This window comes from Ruegeria sp. CJ2, assembly GCF_056536745.1.
Genome location: NZ_JBQFQF010000002.1, coordinates 134,085 through 147,648, shown reverse-complemented (window position 1 = coordinate 147,648; position 13,564 = coordinate 134,085). Strand labels below are relative to the sequence as shown.

Sequence of the window (13,564 nt, the reverse complement as noted above, 5' to 3'; positions counted from 1 at the left end):
GCCAATCGCAACCGTCAGTCGGGTGTGACCTCGTCCGGCTTAGAACCGGGCGCTGTCGAGATAGGCGCGTGTGTGCGCTGTATCCTGCATCCGGGTTTCGTCCGTCGGCAGCTCGGCTGCCTCGGCTTTCCCGGTCAGGCTGGCGGCGGCGACAGCAGCGGGCGCTGCGGTTCCGGCCAGTTTGAGGAAGTCGCGGCGCGTTGCGCCTTCTTCCTTGGTCTTGCTCATGGGTGTCTCCTTTCCCATTTGCAGTTTAACGCCCCGCAAGGGACGCTGGCGAATGACAACGCTTCACGCTGCCGACATTCGGAAAGCTTCGCGCTCAATCTCCATGAAGACCCGACCAGCAGTGCCGACCGAGGCATAGAGGACCGAGTTCTCGGCGCCTTCCAAATCCGAATAGAAATGTGTGGCCCAAGGGCCGATATGTTTGTTCCAGAACGCTTTCTGGTCATCCAATGAGGCGGGCGCGCCAAATCGACCGACGATCATGCCCGCCATCATCTCCATCAGCGAGGCGATGTTGTCTTCCGGTTCAAACACGTTCTGCGCGCGGGTTATGCCCCGCGCGGCCATGTCGTTGCGAAGCTGTGCCAAGGGTTTTTCGTTCAGAAACCCTGTCAGGTAGTAACTTGCATAAGGCAGCAATTCCCCGCGCCCCAACCCGATGAACAGCGCATTGAACTCACGCTCGGCCGCAGCCGGTTTCGTTACCTTGGCAACACGCGACATAGCCTGAACTGCCTGTCCCAGATCAGTGTCGTCACCGGTCAGGCCGGTCACTTGATCGAGTAGCAACTGGTCCGGCGGTGCCGCCAGAAGCAGTCCGAGAAAGTTGTAGAAATCCGCGCGCAGACGATCTTCGGTCGAGATATCCATCTGTTGCGCTTCGCTTGCGGTCATTAGGTCATCCTTCAAATTCAAATTTCATGCGGCGCGGGGCAGGGGGCATTTCAGCCTCTTCCACCTCTTCGGGTTCTGCCTCGGTCGTCATAAGAACGGGTTCCGGGGCAGGCGCGTCGATCTCTTCGGGTTCGGGCTGCGTGTCTGCAATCTCAACATCGGGCGCATCTTTTTCGGCCTCAGCCGCCAGCGCCTCGACATGAGCCAGCATGCCCTTACCGACCTGATAGGCGGTCTGGATGTTTTCGATCACACAAGCGGCGTCGGTATAATCTTCGCCATAATCGACAAGCCCGTCGACATTGGCCAGCACCGGGTTCAGCCGCCACAAACGACGCAGCGCGCGGCGGCGCAGGCGGTCCGGCACGGCCTTGGCCATGAAGCCCGAGACGTCATCGCCAGCTTGCAACTGATCGGGATCGGGCAGGTTGAACTCGGCCAGAATTTCGGCGTCTGTCTTTTCTTCCAGCTCTGCTTTCTGAGCAGCGATGGCCTGTTCCTCGACAGCCAGCACCTCGGCATCGGCTTCGGCCTGTACAGCAGCCTTGCGACGGGACCAGAAATCGCGCGCTTCGGTCATTGCACGATCCTCCGAGGTGCGCGGTAGACGTCTGACGCTTGCCGGATACGCGCGTCGCCTTTGCCATCCTCGACCAGATCGGTGCGCTTTTTGTCCCGGCGGCGTTTTACGAAAACCTCGTCACGGTGATGTTCCAGAGCGAAATCCCGAACCCAGGCAATCAAGCCTTCGGTCATCGGGATCTTTTCGACAATCTCTTCTCCGGTATCGGCATAGTCCTGCCCCTCGAACGGGGATGCGGTGACCAGAACCGCGTCCATCGGGCGCTGGCCATCCAAGGCGTCACGCAAAACCAAATAGATCGACGGTTGGCCGTCCGACAGGTTCACCATGTAAGCTTCGGTTTCGTCCGCCCAAAGGGTCAGCGGCAGGGTGGCAGCGTGATATTCAATTGCCTCACCCTCGCGTCGCATTTCAAGCCAATCGGCTGGCCCCGCACCGGGCAGAACGGCGACGGCGCGCCAGTTCCACTTGGCCCAGCGTGTTACACCGGGTGTTTTGCGCACGACGACGCCAATCGGCATTTCGATCTGGTTAGCGGCCTTCGCCACGTAATCCTCCCCGGAAGGCTCTCCCCTACCTTCCCCTGCGTCCACTATGGTACACAAAACAGCTCTGTGCCAAGCCCGATGCCTACGACCTTAGTCGTATGCCGCGATAGCGAGTTCGTGAGGAGCCCACGGGACGCCTTGGTTTTATGGCCAATATGGTATCTCTGATCTGCTCCCACTGGTTATGGGGGTGGGGTTTACATTGCCACTTTGGGAATACAGCCTACTGTGCTGATGAAAGGCGCGACGTCCGGGGAGGGGATATGAGCACCAAGATACTTCTTTGCGACTGCGCGGGGTCTCAATCCATTGACGCCGAAAAAATAACGTCGGCCTGTGATTTCGCGTGTTCAAAGGTTCACACGGCGCTGTGCACCCAAGAGATCGAAGCGGCGGCTGCGCTGATGCAGGAAGGCGACACGATTGTCGCCTGCGGGCAAGAACAGGATGTGTTTCGGGCGCTGGCGGAAGAGCTGGAACTGGATGCGCCGGGGTTCGTCGATCTGCGGGATCGCGCGGGCTGGTCCGAGCAGGGGAAAGATGCAGCACCCAAGATGGCAGCCTTGGCTGCCGAGGCTCTGCTGCCTCAGCCTATAACGCCAAGTGTAGATGTGTTCAGCGAAGGCACTTGTTTTGTCATTGGGCCCGGCGCAGTCGCCTTTGATGTGGCCGAGCGGCTGGCGACCACGCTGGCCGTAACGGTATTGGTAACAGACGACGCCGAACCAATGTCGCGCGCCTACGACGTTGTGCGGGGGCGCATCAAATCGCTGAACGGAGCGTTGGGCGGGTTCACCCTGTCGATGGACGCTTTGCAGCAACTTGAACCCGGTGGGCGAGGTGCCTTTGCGTGGAGCGCGCCGCGCGACAAGGCCAAATCGTCCTGCGACATCGTGTTGGACCTCACGGGCGGCACGCCCTTTGTGCAGGCCCCTGCCAAACGGGAAGGGTATCTGAGCGCTGACCCCAAGGATTCTGTCGCCGTCGAACGGATGATGTTCGACGCCGCGCAACTGGTGGGTACGTTTGAGAAACCTCTTTATGTTCGGTTAGAGGAAAGCCTTTGCGCCCATTCACGGGCCGAGCAGGTGGGATGCACGAATTGTCTGGATATCTGCCCGACCGGAGCAATCGCTCCGGCAGGTGAGCATGTTGCAATTGACCCGATGATTTGTGCGGGGTGCGGGGCGTGCGCGGCCCTCTGCCCATCGACGGCAATCACGTATGAAGACCCGCCTGTATCGGCCCTGCTGTCGCGGATGCATATCCTCGCGCGGACCTATCGCCGGGCCGGAGGGCAGGCCCCGCGGCTGTTGGTCCACGATGCACATGGGGCGGAAATGATCCGGTTGGCTGCGCGTTTCGGCAGGGGGCTACCGTCGGATGTGATTCCGATAGAGTTGACTGCGATTTCCGGTTTTGGTCATGCCGAAATGCTGGCAGCGCTGGCGCATGGATTTGCGCGGGTCGATGTCGTGCTTGCGCCGACCACAGAACGGGACGCTTTGGGTCGTGAGCTTGAACTGGCGCAGGCGATTGCCGGAACGGACGCGCTTGGTTTGATCGACGAGACCGACCCGGATGCGCTGTCGGATGTGCTGTATGAACAAAAAACCCCGGTTCCGCTGGCTGATCCGGTTCTGCCGCTTGGCAACCGACGGCAGATCGCGCGATTGGCGGCTCAGGCCCTTAATCCAGAAGCCGACGCGCCATTGCAACTGCCCGATGGCGCGCCGTATGGGGCTGTCGCGGTCAATACCGACGCCTGTACCTTGTGCCTGAGTTGCGTTTCGCTGTGCCCGTCCGGGGCATTGATCGACAACCCGGACAAACCACAGTTGAACTTTCAGCAGGACGCTTGCCTGCAATGCGGGATGTGCAAAACGATCTGCCCCGAGAACGCGATAGCGCTCGTTCCGCAACTGGACCTCAGCGATGCGGCCCTGTCCCAGCAGGTGTTGAATGAGGAAGAACCCTTCGCCTGCGTGGAATGCGGTGCATTGTTCGGCGTCAAATCGACGGTCGAGCGGATCATGGAGAAACTGTCGGGCGCGCACCCGATGTTTGCGACCTCGGACAAGGCCCGCATGATCCAGATGTGCGACAACTGCCGCGTGAACGCGCAGTTTCAGCAGACGGACAATCCGTTCCAGTCTAATCCGAAGCCAAAGGTCGTCACCACCGAAGACTATTTTTCAAAAAGAAAGGATCACTGAAGCTGCAACGGCGCGCCAAGATCGGCGGCTTTTATGACGGATACGAAAGCCAAAATCGCCTCCAGCTCGTCCAGGGTCATCTCGACCGGATGGATGGGGGACGGGCGTTCCGGGTCAAACGGAGCAGTCAGCCCTTCGATTTGCGTGAAGGCCGGATGGGGGTTGAGGGCAAAAAACGCCTCGAAGCGTTCCGACCAGTCGGGCATCGCGCGCAGCACCGCAAAAGACGGGGTAGAGCCCAGACCGTTCATTCTGTTTTTGGGGCCGATCACGTGGCACCGTCCGCAATGCGTCATCGACAGTTCCTCGCCCAGTGCTGCATTGCCGTCGATCACGGCTTCCTGCCGGACGGCGGCGACCTCGAAGCTGGCAGAGAACGGCGGACCGCTTTCAGGGCTGAACCCCTCGACAGTGCGTTTACCGATATCCGACAGCAGCCAGTCGCGGAACCGTTCGTGCTTGGCGTTGTCCTGGATGCGCAAATGGTAAATTACGCCGTTCCGGGCAAAGACGGGATCACCTGGCGGGGCCGTTTCCAGCACAAGAACGCCCGTATCATCCGCAATAACGCGTATCCCGGTCTTGAGAGAGAAGCGCGGAAGGATATGTTGCAACAGACCGGAGTCTGTCACCTCGGCTGGGGCGGCAAGCCCCAACGCCTCTTGCGACCAAGAGGGGGTAGCGGAGAGCGTCAGGCTCAGGCACAAAAGGACACGGCGCATGGCAGCAGCCTAAGGGCACCGCCCCGGATGCGTCAAATAAACAGAAAGAGACAAAGACACATGGTAGGTCAACTAAGTGGGTTTCCGGCATGAGCGTGCGTGACGCGGTTCTGGCGAACCTGAAGAAGATCACGGATCCTGTTTCCGGGCAGGATATCGTCAGCGCGGGTGTCGTGCGCGCCCTGAATGTCGAAGGCGATACCGTGAGGTTCGTTCTGGAAATCGACCCGAAACAGGCCGAGCGGATGGAGCCGGTTCGCGCTGCTGCGGAACAGGCTGCGCAGATGGTGGACGGGGTTACCAAGGTGTCGGCGCTGATGACGGCGCATTCAGACAAGGCTCCGCCCGATCTTAAGCCCAAGCCTAAGCCGTCGCAAACCGGCCCGCAGGCTGTGGCAGGTGTTGACCGGATCATTGCCGTGGCGTCAGGCAAAGGGGGCGTGGGTAAATCTACTGTTTCCGCCAACTTAGCCTGCGCACTTGCAGCAGAAGGGCGACGCGTGGGCTTGTTGGATGCCGATGTCTATGGCCCGTCGCAGCCCCGGATGCTGGGCGTCTCTGGTCGTCCTGCCAGCCCGGATGGAAAAACGATCCTGCCGCTGCGCAATCACGGCGTCACCATGATGTCGATGGGATTGATGACAAACGAAGGTCAAGCGGTTGTCTGGCGTGGGCCGATGCTGATGGGCGCGTTGCAGCAGATGATGAACCAGGTGCAGTGGGGTGTGCTCGACGTGCTGATCGTCGACTTGCCGCCCGGTACTGGCGATGTCCAGCTAACGCTGAGTCAGAAGTTCAAGGTGGATGGCGCGATCGTCGTGTCGACTCCGCAGGACGTAGCCCTGATCGACGCCCGAAAGGGGATCGACATGTTCAATCAACTCAAGACGCCGATCGTCGGGATGATCGAAAATATGTCCACTCATATCTGCTCAAACTGCGGGCATGAGGAACACGTGTTCGGTCACGGCGGTGTTGCCTCCGAAGCCGAGTCGCTGGGTGTTCCGTTGCTGGGGGAAATTCCCTTGCATCTGGATATTCGGGTCGCGGCGGATGGCGGTGCCCCCATCGTGGTCAGTAAACCCAACAGCCCTCAGGCCGAGGCATTCCGCAAGATTGCCCGTGACCTGATTGCCAAGGGCAACGCATGAGCGAACCGGTCTTTCCCCCATTGCTGACGGGTCATCCGGTTCAGGGCGGGGAAGACCCGTTCCAGCGTGCTCAGGCCATGGCTGCATTGGGATGTGATGCAGGAACCGTGCTTTACAATATTCAGGCGGACCGCCTGCGTGTTGCCATTGTCTTTGCCCCCGAAGTTCCCTTGCAGGATGCAATGGCAATGGTGCCGCTTTGTTCGGTTGGGTTCCAGAATGCGCTGGGGGCCTTGGCCCCGCCCGAGGTTGCGGTGCATTTGGATTGGGACGGACCGATCTGCGTGAACGGTGCCAAATGCGGCACCTTTCACGTCGCGGCATCAACTCATGCGCCGGATGAAGAGCCGGATTGGTTGATCGTGGGGTGGGAACTGGCCTTGCTGCAAACCAGTGACGCGCCCGGTGAAAACCCAGATATCACAGCGCTTTATGACGAAGGGTGCGCCGAGGTTTCGGCGACTCAGTTGGTCGAAAGCTGGTCGCGCCACACGCTGACATGGCTCAACCGCTGGCAGGAGGACGGCAACGCCTCGCTCCACGCGGAATGGATGGGCCTGTTGCGTGGGGTTGGCGAGCCCTATGGCGATAAGGGCGTGTTTCTGGGAACGGATGAGAGGTTCGGTATGCTGATCCGCGACGGGGCAGACACGCGCCTTGTGCCGCTGACGGAGTTATTGGAGAACGGACGATGAAACTGGCCCGAGCTATCCATTTCGATGAAAGCGACTTGAACGTGTTCCATTCTCCGGCCCGAACGGGTGAGTGGTGTATTTCCGGCGGGTTCGAGTTCTCGAACTGGGGCGAAGGCGATCTGGAGGGCAAAGCGCGGCAGGCCTTTGCAAACGGGTGGTTGGGTCTGGAAACCTTTGGTCGCGTGACCTTTGTTGCGGTAACGCAGATTGAACAGGCCGAGATTGACCAGATCACCCGGAACCTTGCTGAACACTTCGTCCAACTCTACGGAGCGCCGTCCGTCGATGCGGCGTTGGAGGTTGCGCAGTCCGAAATCGCGCATATGACCGAATTGTGTGAAGAACACGCGCCAAATACATTGCTGACGGTGGCGCGTGAGTTGTCGGACACGGGCGTTCATGAGGCGTATCGGTTAATCACACCGCAAGAAACGCAGCTTGAGGCATTGGCCGTTCACGGCTCGCTTGACGACTGACGTCTAAAGCAGGTCGGCAAAGCCGCCAAATTGACCGCGCTTGAAGATCAGGCCCTTGCCGGTGCGATACATGACTTTTTCGACCTGACCCACAAGGATCAGATGATCGCCCGCCTCGTGACAGGCGTGCAGGTGACAGTCGAAACGCGCCAGGCACTTCGCCAGTTGCGGACGGCCGGTGTGGTCAGATACCCAATCCGCGTGCGAGAAATCCTCGCCGTTCCGCGCAAATTTCAGGGCCTGTTCCTGTTGTTCCTCGGCCATTACGTGGATGGAATAGTGCTGACAATCTTTGAACGCATCGTATCGGTTCGAGTCCTTGGCCAGACACCACAACACGAGCGGCGGATCCAAAGACACGGACGAGAATGAATTCACGGTGATCGCGCGCGGCCCCTGCGCGGTATTGGTGGTGACAACGGTTACACCTGTGCCAAAGCACCCCAAGGCTTCGCGAAACGCGATGCTTTGATCTGTGGTTGGTGTAAAAGTGTTTTCCGTCATCTTGCGCTCAATCCGTGGCCGCGCATCAGGTGCCACGGCATGCAGGGATTGTCCACGAAAAGCTGAGTCTGCGGCGTATTTTTCCCGCTCAGTTCAGGTCTTCCAGCAGGCGACCGTGTTGCCGCGTCGCCTCGACGACTGCCCCGAACGTGTTCATCCCGCGTGCCTGTAGCATCGGCAGCATTTTGACGAGGGCCTCAGCCGTTGCTACTGCATCACCCAAGGCCGTATGGCGCAGCTCGACCGGGATGGTGATGTCGAGCCTGTCGCACAAAGCGTCCAGCGTGTGTTTGTCGCTGGCTCCGAACAGGACGGCTGACAAAAGAACCGTGTCCAGAATCGGGTGGTTCCAATCCACATCCATCCGTTTCGCGTGTCGCCGCAGGAACGCCATGTCGAACGGCGCATTATGGGCGACGATGACCGCATCGCGCGCGAATTGATGAAACACGCGCCCGGCTTCCGCAATGTCCGGTGCCCCTTGGACCATTCGGTCACTAACCTTGTGCACCTTGGTCGAGGCCGGAGGGATGGGGATGCCGGGGTTCACCAGCATATCGAGGTTTTCGCCCAACACGATGCGCCCATTCACGACCCGGACTGCTCCGATCTGAACAATCTCATCCTTATGCGGCAAGAGCCCGGTGGTTTCTGTGTCGAACACAACAAAACACAGGTCCCTCAACGCCTTGGAGTCAAACGCAGCGTCGGCGGCAGAGTTCAAGAGGTCGAAATCATAAACCAGCGGTCGGGCTGCTTCGGGGGAAATGTTGGCCGCGCTGTCTTCGAGGATGAGCATATATCCCGGCGCGTCGCCTAATGGTTTCATCCGGGCAGAAAATGTTTGCGCCCCGTCAATGCTCGTCAGCTCGCAGACGACTTCCCGCCCCGTTTTGGTCAGTGCAGCATAGGCGTCTTCCAGTGGGCGCGGCTTCAGGTATTCAAACAGCGATGCATTCAGGCGCGGGTGGGCAATTTGCGCCAGAACCTGCGCGGCCTGACCGTCATACAAAACGATCTTATGCGTTGGGCTGGCCAAAACCATGGCGACCGGGATTTCGGTCAGAAGGGCGGTCAGCCTTTGCTTTTCGGCAGCCAGATGTGCGGTTTCGGCGGCAACGGCTTCGGCGACACCCATGGTCTTTTCCGACAACTGGCCTGCCAACCCAGCGGCAGCAGGGGCCAGGTCCCCCAGGTATCTTGCGGTCTGAACGTCCATATCGGTGCTGACCCCCGCGTGCGCCCGGGCGCGCAGCTCGGCCGAAAGACGCTCGATCGGTTTTGCGACGTTGTCGTCGAACAAAAGCCAGACGGCGACGATCATTGCGACGAAGCCGAACGCCATGAGGATTTCCGCAAAAATGAACGCATTGATAAGTTCTGGGTCCGCGACGCGTCGATAACTGATCCAGAGCGCGGTCGAACTGACCGCCAGACCACCAATAGCCAGCAGGCAGAAGAACAGGAAAATGCGAAGGCGCAGGCTTAGCCGAGTCAGCATGTTACACTCCGCAGGTGGCCTCGATGATCGGATCGTTGGTCTCGCCCTTGATCCAGTCGGCGTTCAGCAACTGACCGTCCGTGCCAAACTCGGCCCCGTCTGCCAGATTTGCCCGCAGGTTCTGTGCACAATCGACCGCAACGGGCAGTTTCGAAACCGGGGACCAGCGGCCAAAGAAATAGATATCGACCAGCCGTTGATCCGGCACTTGGTCGTTGCTGCGCACCGAAGCGGTGTCGATTGCCGCAAAGCGTTCCACAAACGGCACCGCATACGTCCAGGGGCGATAGAAGGCGCGGCTTTCAACCTCTTGGATGACTTCCATGCCTTCGGGCAGCGTGTCAGAGGTGCGGTCGTACCACGAATATTCGCTGCTGATTGTCGCTGCGATCATGCCCAGCCCGGCGGCGACAGGGGCCATCCATTTGGGCAGGCGCCCCCTGAGCAGTTTGTTCACCAGCATCACAACGCCTGCAAAGGCGATGCCTGCAAAGATGGTGGCGATCAGTTCGAGGAACATTCACTCTCTCCCAATTCCGGCCGGTTCAGCCGAGCATTCCTTTTCCGTGGCCTACCGCGGATTGCATCGTTTTTACCACAACGAAGGCATCGCGCAGATGACTTCGCTCAAAGTCCGACAGGTCAGACGGGGGCAGGAAATTGTCCGGTGCCATGTCTTCTTTCACAAGCCGAACCTGATGCTCCAACCGGGTTTCAGCGATCAGGTCATACGCGTCCAGCAAGTCCCGCGCGCCAGAGTCGCTGAGGATACCCGCACTGGCTGCGGCCTTGAGCCGGGCGCGGGTGTTGGCCTCGGGCAATTCCCCTTGCAGGCTGTATATGCGAGCCAGATCGACAACGGGGACAACGCCGTTGTGTTTTAAATCCAATGTGTTGCGGTGCTCTCCTGATCTGATCGCCGCGAAGCCCCGCAGCAGTCCCAAAGGTGGTGTGTGTTTGAGCGAGTTCGAGATCATATGCGCCACAAAGATCGAATTTGCCCTTGCCGCAGCCAGCGTATCGGCTTGCAAGTCGTCGAACAGGTGGTAGGCACCACCGATCGGGCGCAGGTCGAACATGACCGAGGCCAGCATCTGCGCTTCGGGATCGGGTTTGGCAATCCAACCTTTGAAATAATCGCGCCAGATGCGCACCGGCTGACACCAGCGCGGGTTCGTCGCCATCATGTCGCCGGGGCAATAGAAATACCCACACGTGTCCAGCCCATCCGAGACGAATTTGGCCAGAGCCGCGAAATAGGCCATGTCGTCATCCGTGACGCTGTCATCCAGCATCAGGCAGTTGTCCTGATCCGACACGCCGGTCTGTTCCTGCCGTCCCTGCGATCCACAAGCCAGCCAGAGGTAAGGGACGGGCGGCGCGCCGAGTTCTGCCTCGGCAAGCGTCAACAATCTGCGCGTTGCTGTATCCGCAACGTCCGTGATCAGACGTGTCACGATCTCGTGCCGGTTCCCGGCGGCGACAAGTTGCACCAATAACTGCGGGATTTCCGCTGTCACGGCCGCCATCTGTTGCGCCGTCTGCGCCGAAGCGATCCGGCGGACAAGCTCGGCGGAATTGACCGCCTGATAGTGGGTCAGGTCGGTCTGCGTGACGATACCGACAAGACGTCCGCCTTCCGAGATCGGGATGTGCCCAATTCCGCGTTCCATCATGATATGCAGAACGTCGGACCCGATATCCGAGGGGGAGAGGGTGATCGGATCAGCGGTCATAATAGCCGATACAGGTGTGTCGTTCGGCAAGCCATTGGCCACGAACTTGCCCGAGATGTCGCGCAACGTCGCAATCCCAAGCAGCGCTTCGCCTTGGGTCACGCAAAGCGATGAAATGTGTTTGTCGCGCATTATTTGCGCCGCTTCGCGAACCGTTGTCGCAGGCGAACAGGTGGCCGGGTTATGCGCCATCAAAACGTCGATGGAGCTTGTCGCCAAACTCTGAGGACCGGACCGGGTGTCGCGGGTTCGGTTGAAGAATTTAGAAACGACCGGATGCCCGCCGATCAGATCACGCACCAGATCGGGGGGCAAAACCAGCAGCACCGACGGAGTATGCGCCTTGGCCTTGGTTGCGGCCTTTCCGTCCTTCAGCAGGCCCCGTTCACCAAAGGAATTGCGCAGTCCAAGATGAGACACGACCGCGTCATTCTCATCTTTGATCTCAACCTGTCCTTCATAAATCACGAAGACGCCGGGCAGCGTATGGCCCAGCTCGTAAACCGGGAAATCCTCTTCAACTTCCCAGACTTCGATCTGTTTTGCCACCGTGTCCAGGACATCGGCAGGCAAGGCATCATAGGGGTGTACGGATTTCAGAAACCGGGTGATCTCGTCATGGGACAGGGGCATGGAATACTCCTCGGTTTCGGGGTGAAAAATCCCGCCCGGTGGTGTGCCGGGCGGGAGTAGTCAGTCGAAAGGCGCGGCCTTTGGCAAGTACGCTTTGGGCCGCATCACGCTCATTTATTCTGAGCTGCACCCGCGCCACGGGGAATGCGGACGCTTTCGACCAGATCCTTGATCTCCTGCGGGGTTTCCTTGGTCGCACCAGCCACCACATAAGCGACGGCAAAATTGACCATGGCACCGATTGCGCCGAACGAGGTCGACTTGATCGGACCCAGCAGCGGATCAGCATCGGTGAACGAGTTGGTGCCCGGAATGAACAGCCAGCCCTTATGCAGGAAGATGTAGATCAGCGTGACGGTCAGACCGGCCAGCATACCCGCGACCGCGCCGGTGTTGTTGATGCGGGTCGAGAAGATGCCCATCATCAGCGCCGGGAAGATCGAGGCCGCCGCCAGACCGAAGGCCAGCGCCACCGTCTGCGCCGCAAATCCCGGAGGATTCAGACCCAGATAGGTTGCCACGACGATGGCCACAGCCATCGCGACACGGGCCGACATCAGCTCGCCTTTTTCCGAGATATTCGGATTGATCGCACCTTTAATCAGGTCGTGGGACACAGCCGACGAGATCGCCAGCAGCAGACCCGCAGCGGTCGACAGAGCAGCCGCAAGACCACCGGCTGCGACCAGACCGATCACCCAACCCGGCAGGTTGGCAATCTCGGGGTTGGCCAGAACCAGGATGTCACGGTTGAACTTGGTCAGCTCGTTGCCAACCCAGCCTTTTTCTTCCGCGATGACCTGCATGGCTTCGGACTTGTCGTTGTAGTACTGGATCTTGCCGTCGCCATTCTTGTCTTCCCAGTCCAGCAGACCGGTTTTCTGCCATGTCTGCATCCAGTCATAGCGGGCGTCGTTGTCGATCTGTTCAACCGTCACAGCGCCACCGTCGATGCCACCATTGGGCCACATCATGTCGGTGATGTTCAGGCGAGCCATTGCGCCAACCGCAGGGGCGGTCAGGTACAGCAGCGCGATGAAGACCAGCGTCCAGCCAGCCGACCAGCGGGCGTCTGACACTTTGGGCACGGTGAAAAAGCGCATGATGACGTGCGGCAGACCCGCAGTACCGATCATCAGCGACAGCGTGAACAGCACCATGTTCAGCGTGTTCGAGTGGTGGGCCGTGTATTCGTTAAAGCCCAGCTCGGTCACGATGGCGTCCAGCTTGGTCAGCAGGGGTTCACCACTGGCGGTGTCACCAAACAGACCTAGTGCCGGAACAGGTGTGCCGGTCAGCTGCAACGAGATGAAGATGGCCGGGATCGTGTAGGCTGTGATCAGCACGCAGTACTGAGCAACCTGAGTGTAGGTCACACCCTTCATCCCGCCGAATACGGCGTAGGCAAACACGACACAGGCACCGATCAGCAGACCGGATGTGTTCGATACCTCAAGGAAACGACCAAAAGCCACGCCCACGCCGGTCATCTGGCCAATCACGTAGGTCACCGAGGCAACGATCAGACAGATCACCGCAACAACACGTGCGGTCTGGCTGTAGAAACGGTCGCCGATGAATTCCGAAACGGTGTATTTGCCGAACTTGCGCAGGTAGGGCGCAAGCAGCAGCGCCAGCAGCACGTAGCCACCGGTCCAACCCATCAGGAAGGTCGAGTTGTCATAGCCGGTAAAGGCAATCAGGCCCGCCATCGAGATGAACGAGGCCGCCGACATCCAGTCCGCCGCTGTCGCCATACCGTTGGTGACCGGGTGAACGCCGCGACCGGCGGCGTAGAATTCCGACGTAGACCCCGCACGGGCCCAGATCGCGATGCCGATGTAGAGCGCGAAGGATGCGCCGACAAACAGCAGGTTGATGGTAAACTGGTCCATG

14 protein-coding genes are annotated in these 13,564 nt (G+C 59.6%); 4 read left to right on the top strand and 10 right to left on the bottom strand.

Translation table 11 applies throughout. From position 1 onward, the window contains the following. Nucleotides 1–39 precede the first annotated feature (39 nt). From ACR0MS_RS03080 to ACR0MS_RS03065, 4 genes are all read right to left on the bottom strand, one after another. On the bottom strand, nucleotides 40–228 hold the full coding sequence (locus ACR0MS_RS03080) for a ubiquinol-cytochrome c reductase iron-sulfur subunit N-terminal domain-containing protein (RefSeq protein WP_039530250.1): 189 nt from the start codon (nucleotides 226–228) through the stop codon (nucleotides 40–42). A 63-nt stretch (nucleotides 229–291) separates the two neighbouring features. Next, on the bottom strand, nucleotides 292–903 hold the full coding sequence (locus tag ACR0MS_RS03075) for a TorD/DmsD family molecular chaperone (protein WP_480569371.1): 612 nt from the start codon (nucleotides 901–903) through the stop codon (nucleotides 292–294). Between the two features lie 4 nt (nucleotides 904–907). Beyond that, entirely contained in the window at nucleotides 908–1,483 is a 576-nt protein-coding gene (locus tag ACR0MS_RS03070) for a DUF3306 domain-containing protein (protein WP_480569374.1), read from the bottom strand. After that, entirely contained in the window at nucleotides 1,480–2,034 is a 555-nt protein-coding gene (locus ACR0MS_RS03065; protein ID WP_170696081.1) for a DUF3305 domain-containing protein, read from the bottom strand. Before ACR0MS_RS03065 ends, ACR0MS_RS03070 begins: the two co-directional genes overlap by 4 nt. A gap of 263 nt (nucleotides 2,035–2,297) precedes the next feature. Between ACR0MS_RS03065 and ACR0MS_RS03060 the strand changes: the two genes are divergently transcribed. Beyond that, on the top strand, nucleotides 2,298–4,250 hold the full coding sequence (locus ACR0MS_RS03060) for a 4Fe-4S binding protein (RefSeq protein WP_480569377.1): 1,953 nt from the start codon (nucleotides 2,298–2,300) through the stop codon (nucleotides 4,248–4,250). Here the strand turns inward: ACR0MS_RS03060 and ACR0MS_RS03055 are convergent. Then, the gene (locus tag ACR0MS_RS03055) at nucleotides 4,244–4,972 is read right to left on the bottom strand and encodes a c-type cytochrome (RefSeq protein WP_480569380.1); all 729 of its coding nucleotides are present in this window, start codon (nucleotides 4,970–4,972) and stop codon (nucleotides 4,244–4,246) included. The genes ACR0MS_RS03060 and ACR0MS_RS03055 overlap by 7 nt on opposite strands. 89 nt (nucleotides 4,973–5,061) lie before the next feature. On the opposite strand from ACR0MS_RS03055, the gene ACR0MS_RS03050 reads away from it, so the two are divergent. From ACR0MS_RS03050 to ACR0MS_RS03040, 3 genes are read left to right on the top strand one after another with little or no spacing between them, the layout of a single operon-like run. Next, complete coding sequence (locus ACR0MS_RS03050; RefSeq protein WP_480569383.1) at nucleotides 5,062–6,123, top strand: Mrp/NBP35 family ATP-binding protein; 1,062 nt, start codon at nucleotides 5,062–5,064, stop codon at nucleotides 6,121–6,123. Further along, complete coding sequence (locus tag ACR0MS_RS03045) at nucleotides 6,120–6,818, top strand: biotin/lipoate--protein ligase family protein (protein WP_480569386.1); 699 nt, start codon at nucleotides 6,120–6,122, stop codon at nucleotides 6,816–6,818. The genes ACR0MS_RS03050 and ACR0MS_RS03045 overlap by 4 nt, the downstream gene beginning before the upstream one ends. Continuing rightward, the gene (locus ACR0MS_RS03040) at nucleotides 6,815–7,294 is read left to right on the top strand and encodes a DUF6505 family protein (protein ID WP_480569389.1); all 480 of its coding nucleotides are present in this window, start codon (nucleotides 6,815–6,817) and stop codon (nucleotides 7,292–7,294) included. Before ACR0MS_RS03045 ends, ACR0MS_RS03040 begins: the two co-directional genes overlap by 4 nt. Nucleotides 7,295–7,297: 3 nt before the next feature. Here the strand turns inward: ACR0MS_RS03040 and ACR0MS_RS03035 are convergent, their stop codons facing one another. The 5 genes from ACR0MS_RS03035 to ACR0MS_RS03015 form a co-directional block, all read right to left on the bottom strand. Beyond that, nucleotides 7,298–7,798 carry a flavin reductase family protein gene (locus tag ACR0MS_RS03035; protein ID WP_480569392.1) on the bottom strand — a complete coding sequence of 167 codons (501 nt, stop codon included), beginning with the start codon at nucleotides 7,796–7,798 and terminating at the stop codon, nucleotides 7,298–7,300. Between the two features lie 88 nt (nucleotides 7,799–7,886). Further along, the gene (locus ACR0MS_RS03030; protein ID WP_480569395.1) at nucleotides 7,887–9,299 is read right to left on the bottom strand and encodes a 3'-5' exonuclease; all 1,413 of its coding nucleotides are present in this window, start codon (nucleotides 9,297–9,299) and stop codon (nucleotides 7,887–7,889) included. A gap of 1 nt (nucleotide 9,300) precedes the next feature. Then, nucleotides 9,301–9,819: a hypothetical protein gene (locus ACR0MS_RS03025; RefSeq protein WP_480569398.1), complete on the bottom strand. Its 519-nt coding sequence runs from the start codon at nucleotides 9,817–9,819 to the stop codon at nucleotides 9,301–9,303. A 25-nt stretch (nucleotides 9,820–9,844) separates the two neighbouring features. Beyond that, nucleotides 9,845–11,668, bottom strand: coding sequence for a DUF294 nucleotidyltransferase-like domain-containing protein (locus tag ACR0MS_RS03020; protein ID WP_480569401.1), 1,824 nt, complete (start codon nucleotides 11,666–11,668; stop codon nucleotides 9,845–9,847). Between the two features lie 110 nt (nucleotides 11,669–11,778). Then, on the bottom strand, nucleotides 11,779–13,563 hold the full coding sequence (locus ACR0MS_RS03015; RefSeq protein ID WP_480569404.1) for a sodium:solute symporter family protein: 1,785 nt from the start codon (nucleotides 13,561–13,563) through the stop codon (nucleotides 11,779–11,781). Between the last annotated feature and the right edge of the window lies 1 nt (nucleotide 13,564).

Bases quoted from the DNA above. Each gene is read 5' to 3' on its own strand.
- ACR0MS_RS03070 (WP_480569374.1), bottom strand. From the start codon at position 1,483: ATGACCGAAGCGCGCGATTTCTGGTCCCGTCGCAAGGCTGCTGTACAG.
- ACR0MS_RS03055 (WP_480569380.1), bottom strand. From the start codon at position 4,972: ATGCGCCGTGTCCTTTTGTGCCTGAGCCTGACGCTCTCCGCTACCCCC.
- ACR0MS_RS03035 (WP_480569392.1), bottom strand. From the start codon at position 7,798: ATGACGGAAAACACTTTTACACCAACCACAGATCAAAGCATCGCGTTT.
- ACR0MS_RS03045 (WP_480569386.1), top strand. From the start codon at position 6,120: ATGAGCGAACCGGTCTTTCCCCCATTGCTGACGGGTCATCCGGTTCAG.
- ACR0MS_RS03080 (WP_039530250.1), bottom strand. From the start codon at position 228: ATGAGCAAGACCAAGGAAGAAGGCGCAACGCGCCGCGACTTCCTCAAA.
- ACR0MS_RS03015 (WP_480569404.1), bottom strand. From the start codon at position 13,563: ATGGACCAGTTTACCATCAACCTGCTGTTTGTCGGCGCATCCTTCGCG.
- ACR0MS_RS03025 (WP_480569398.1), bottom strand. From the start codon at position 9,819: ATGTTCCTCGAACTGATCGCCACCATCTTTGCAGGCATCGCCTTTGCA.
- ACR0MS_RS03030 (WP_480569395.1), bottom strand. From the start codon at position 9,299: ATGCTGACTCGGCTAAGCCTGCGCCTTCGCATTTTCCTGTTCTTCTGC.
- ACR0MS_RS03040 (WP_480569389.1), top strand. From the start codon at position 6,815: ATGAAACTGGCCCGAGCTATCCATTTCGATGAAAGCGACTTGAACGTG.
- ACR0MS_RS03075 (WP_480569371.1), bottom strand. From the start codon at position 903: ATGACCGCAAGCGAAGCGCAACAGATGGATATCTCGACCGAAGATCGT.
- ACR0MS_RS03020 (WP_480569401.1), bottom strand. From the start codon at position 11,668: ATGCCCCTGTCCCATGACGAGATCACCCGGTTTCTGAAATCCGTACAC.
- ACR0MS_RS03050 (WP_480569383.1), top strand. From the start codon at position 5,062: ATGAGCGTGCGTGACGCGGTTCTGGCGAACCTGAAGAAGATCACGGAT.
- ACR0MS_RS03060 (WP_480569377.1), top strand. From the start codon at position 2,298: ATGAGCACCAAGATACTTCTTTGCGACTGCGCGGGGTCTCAATCCATT.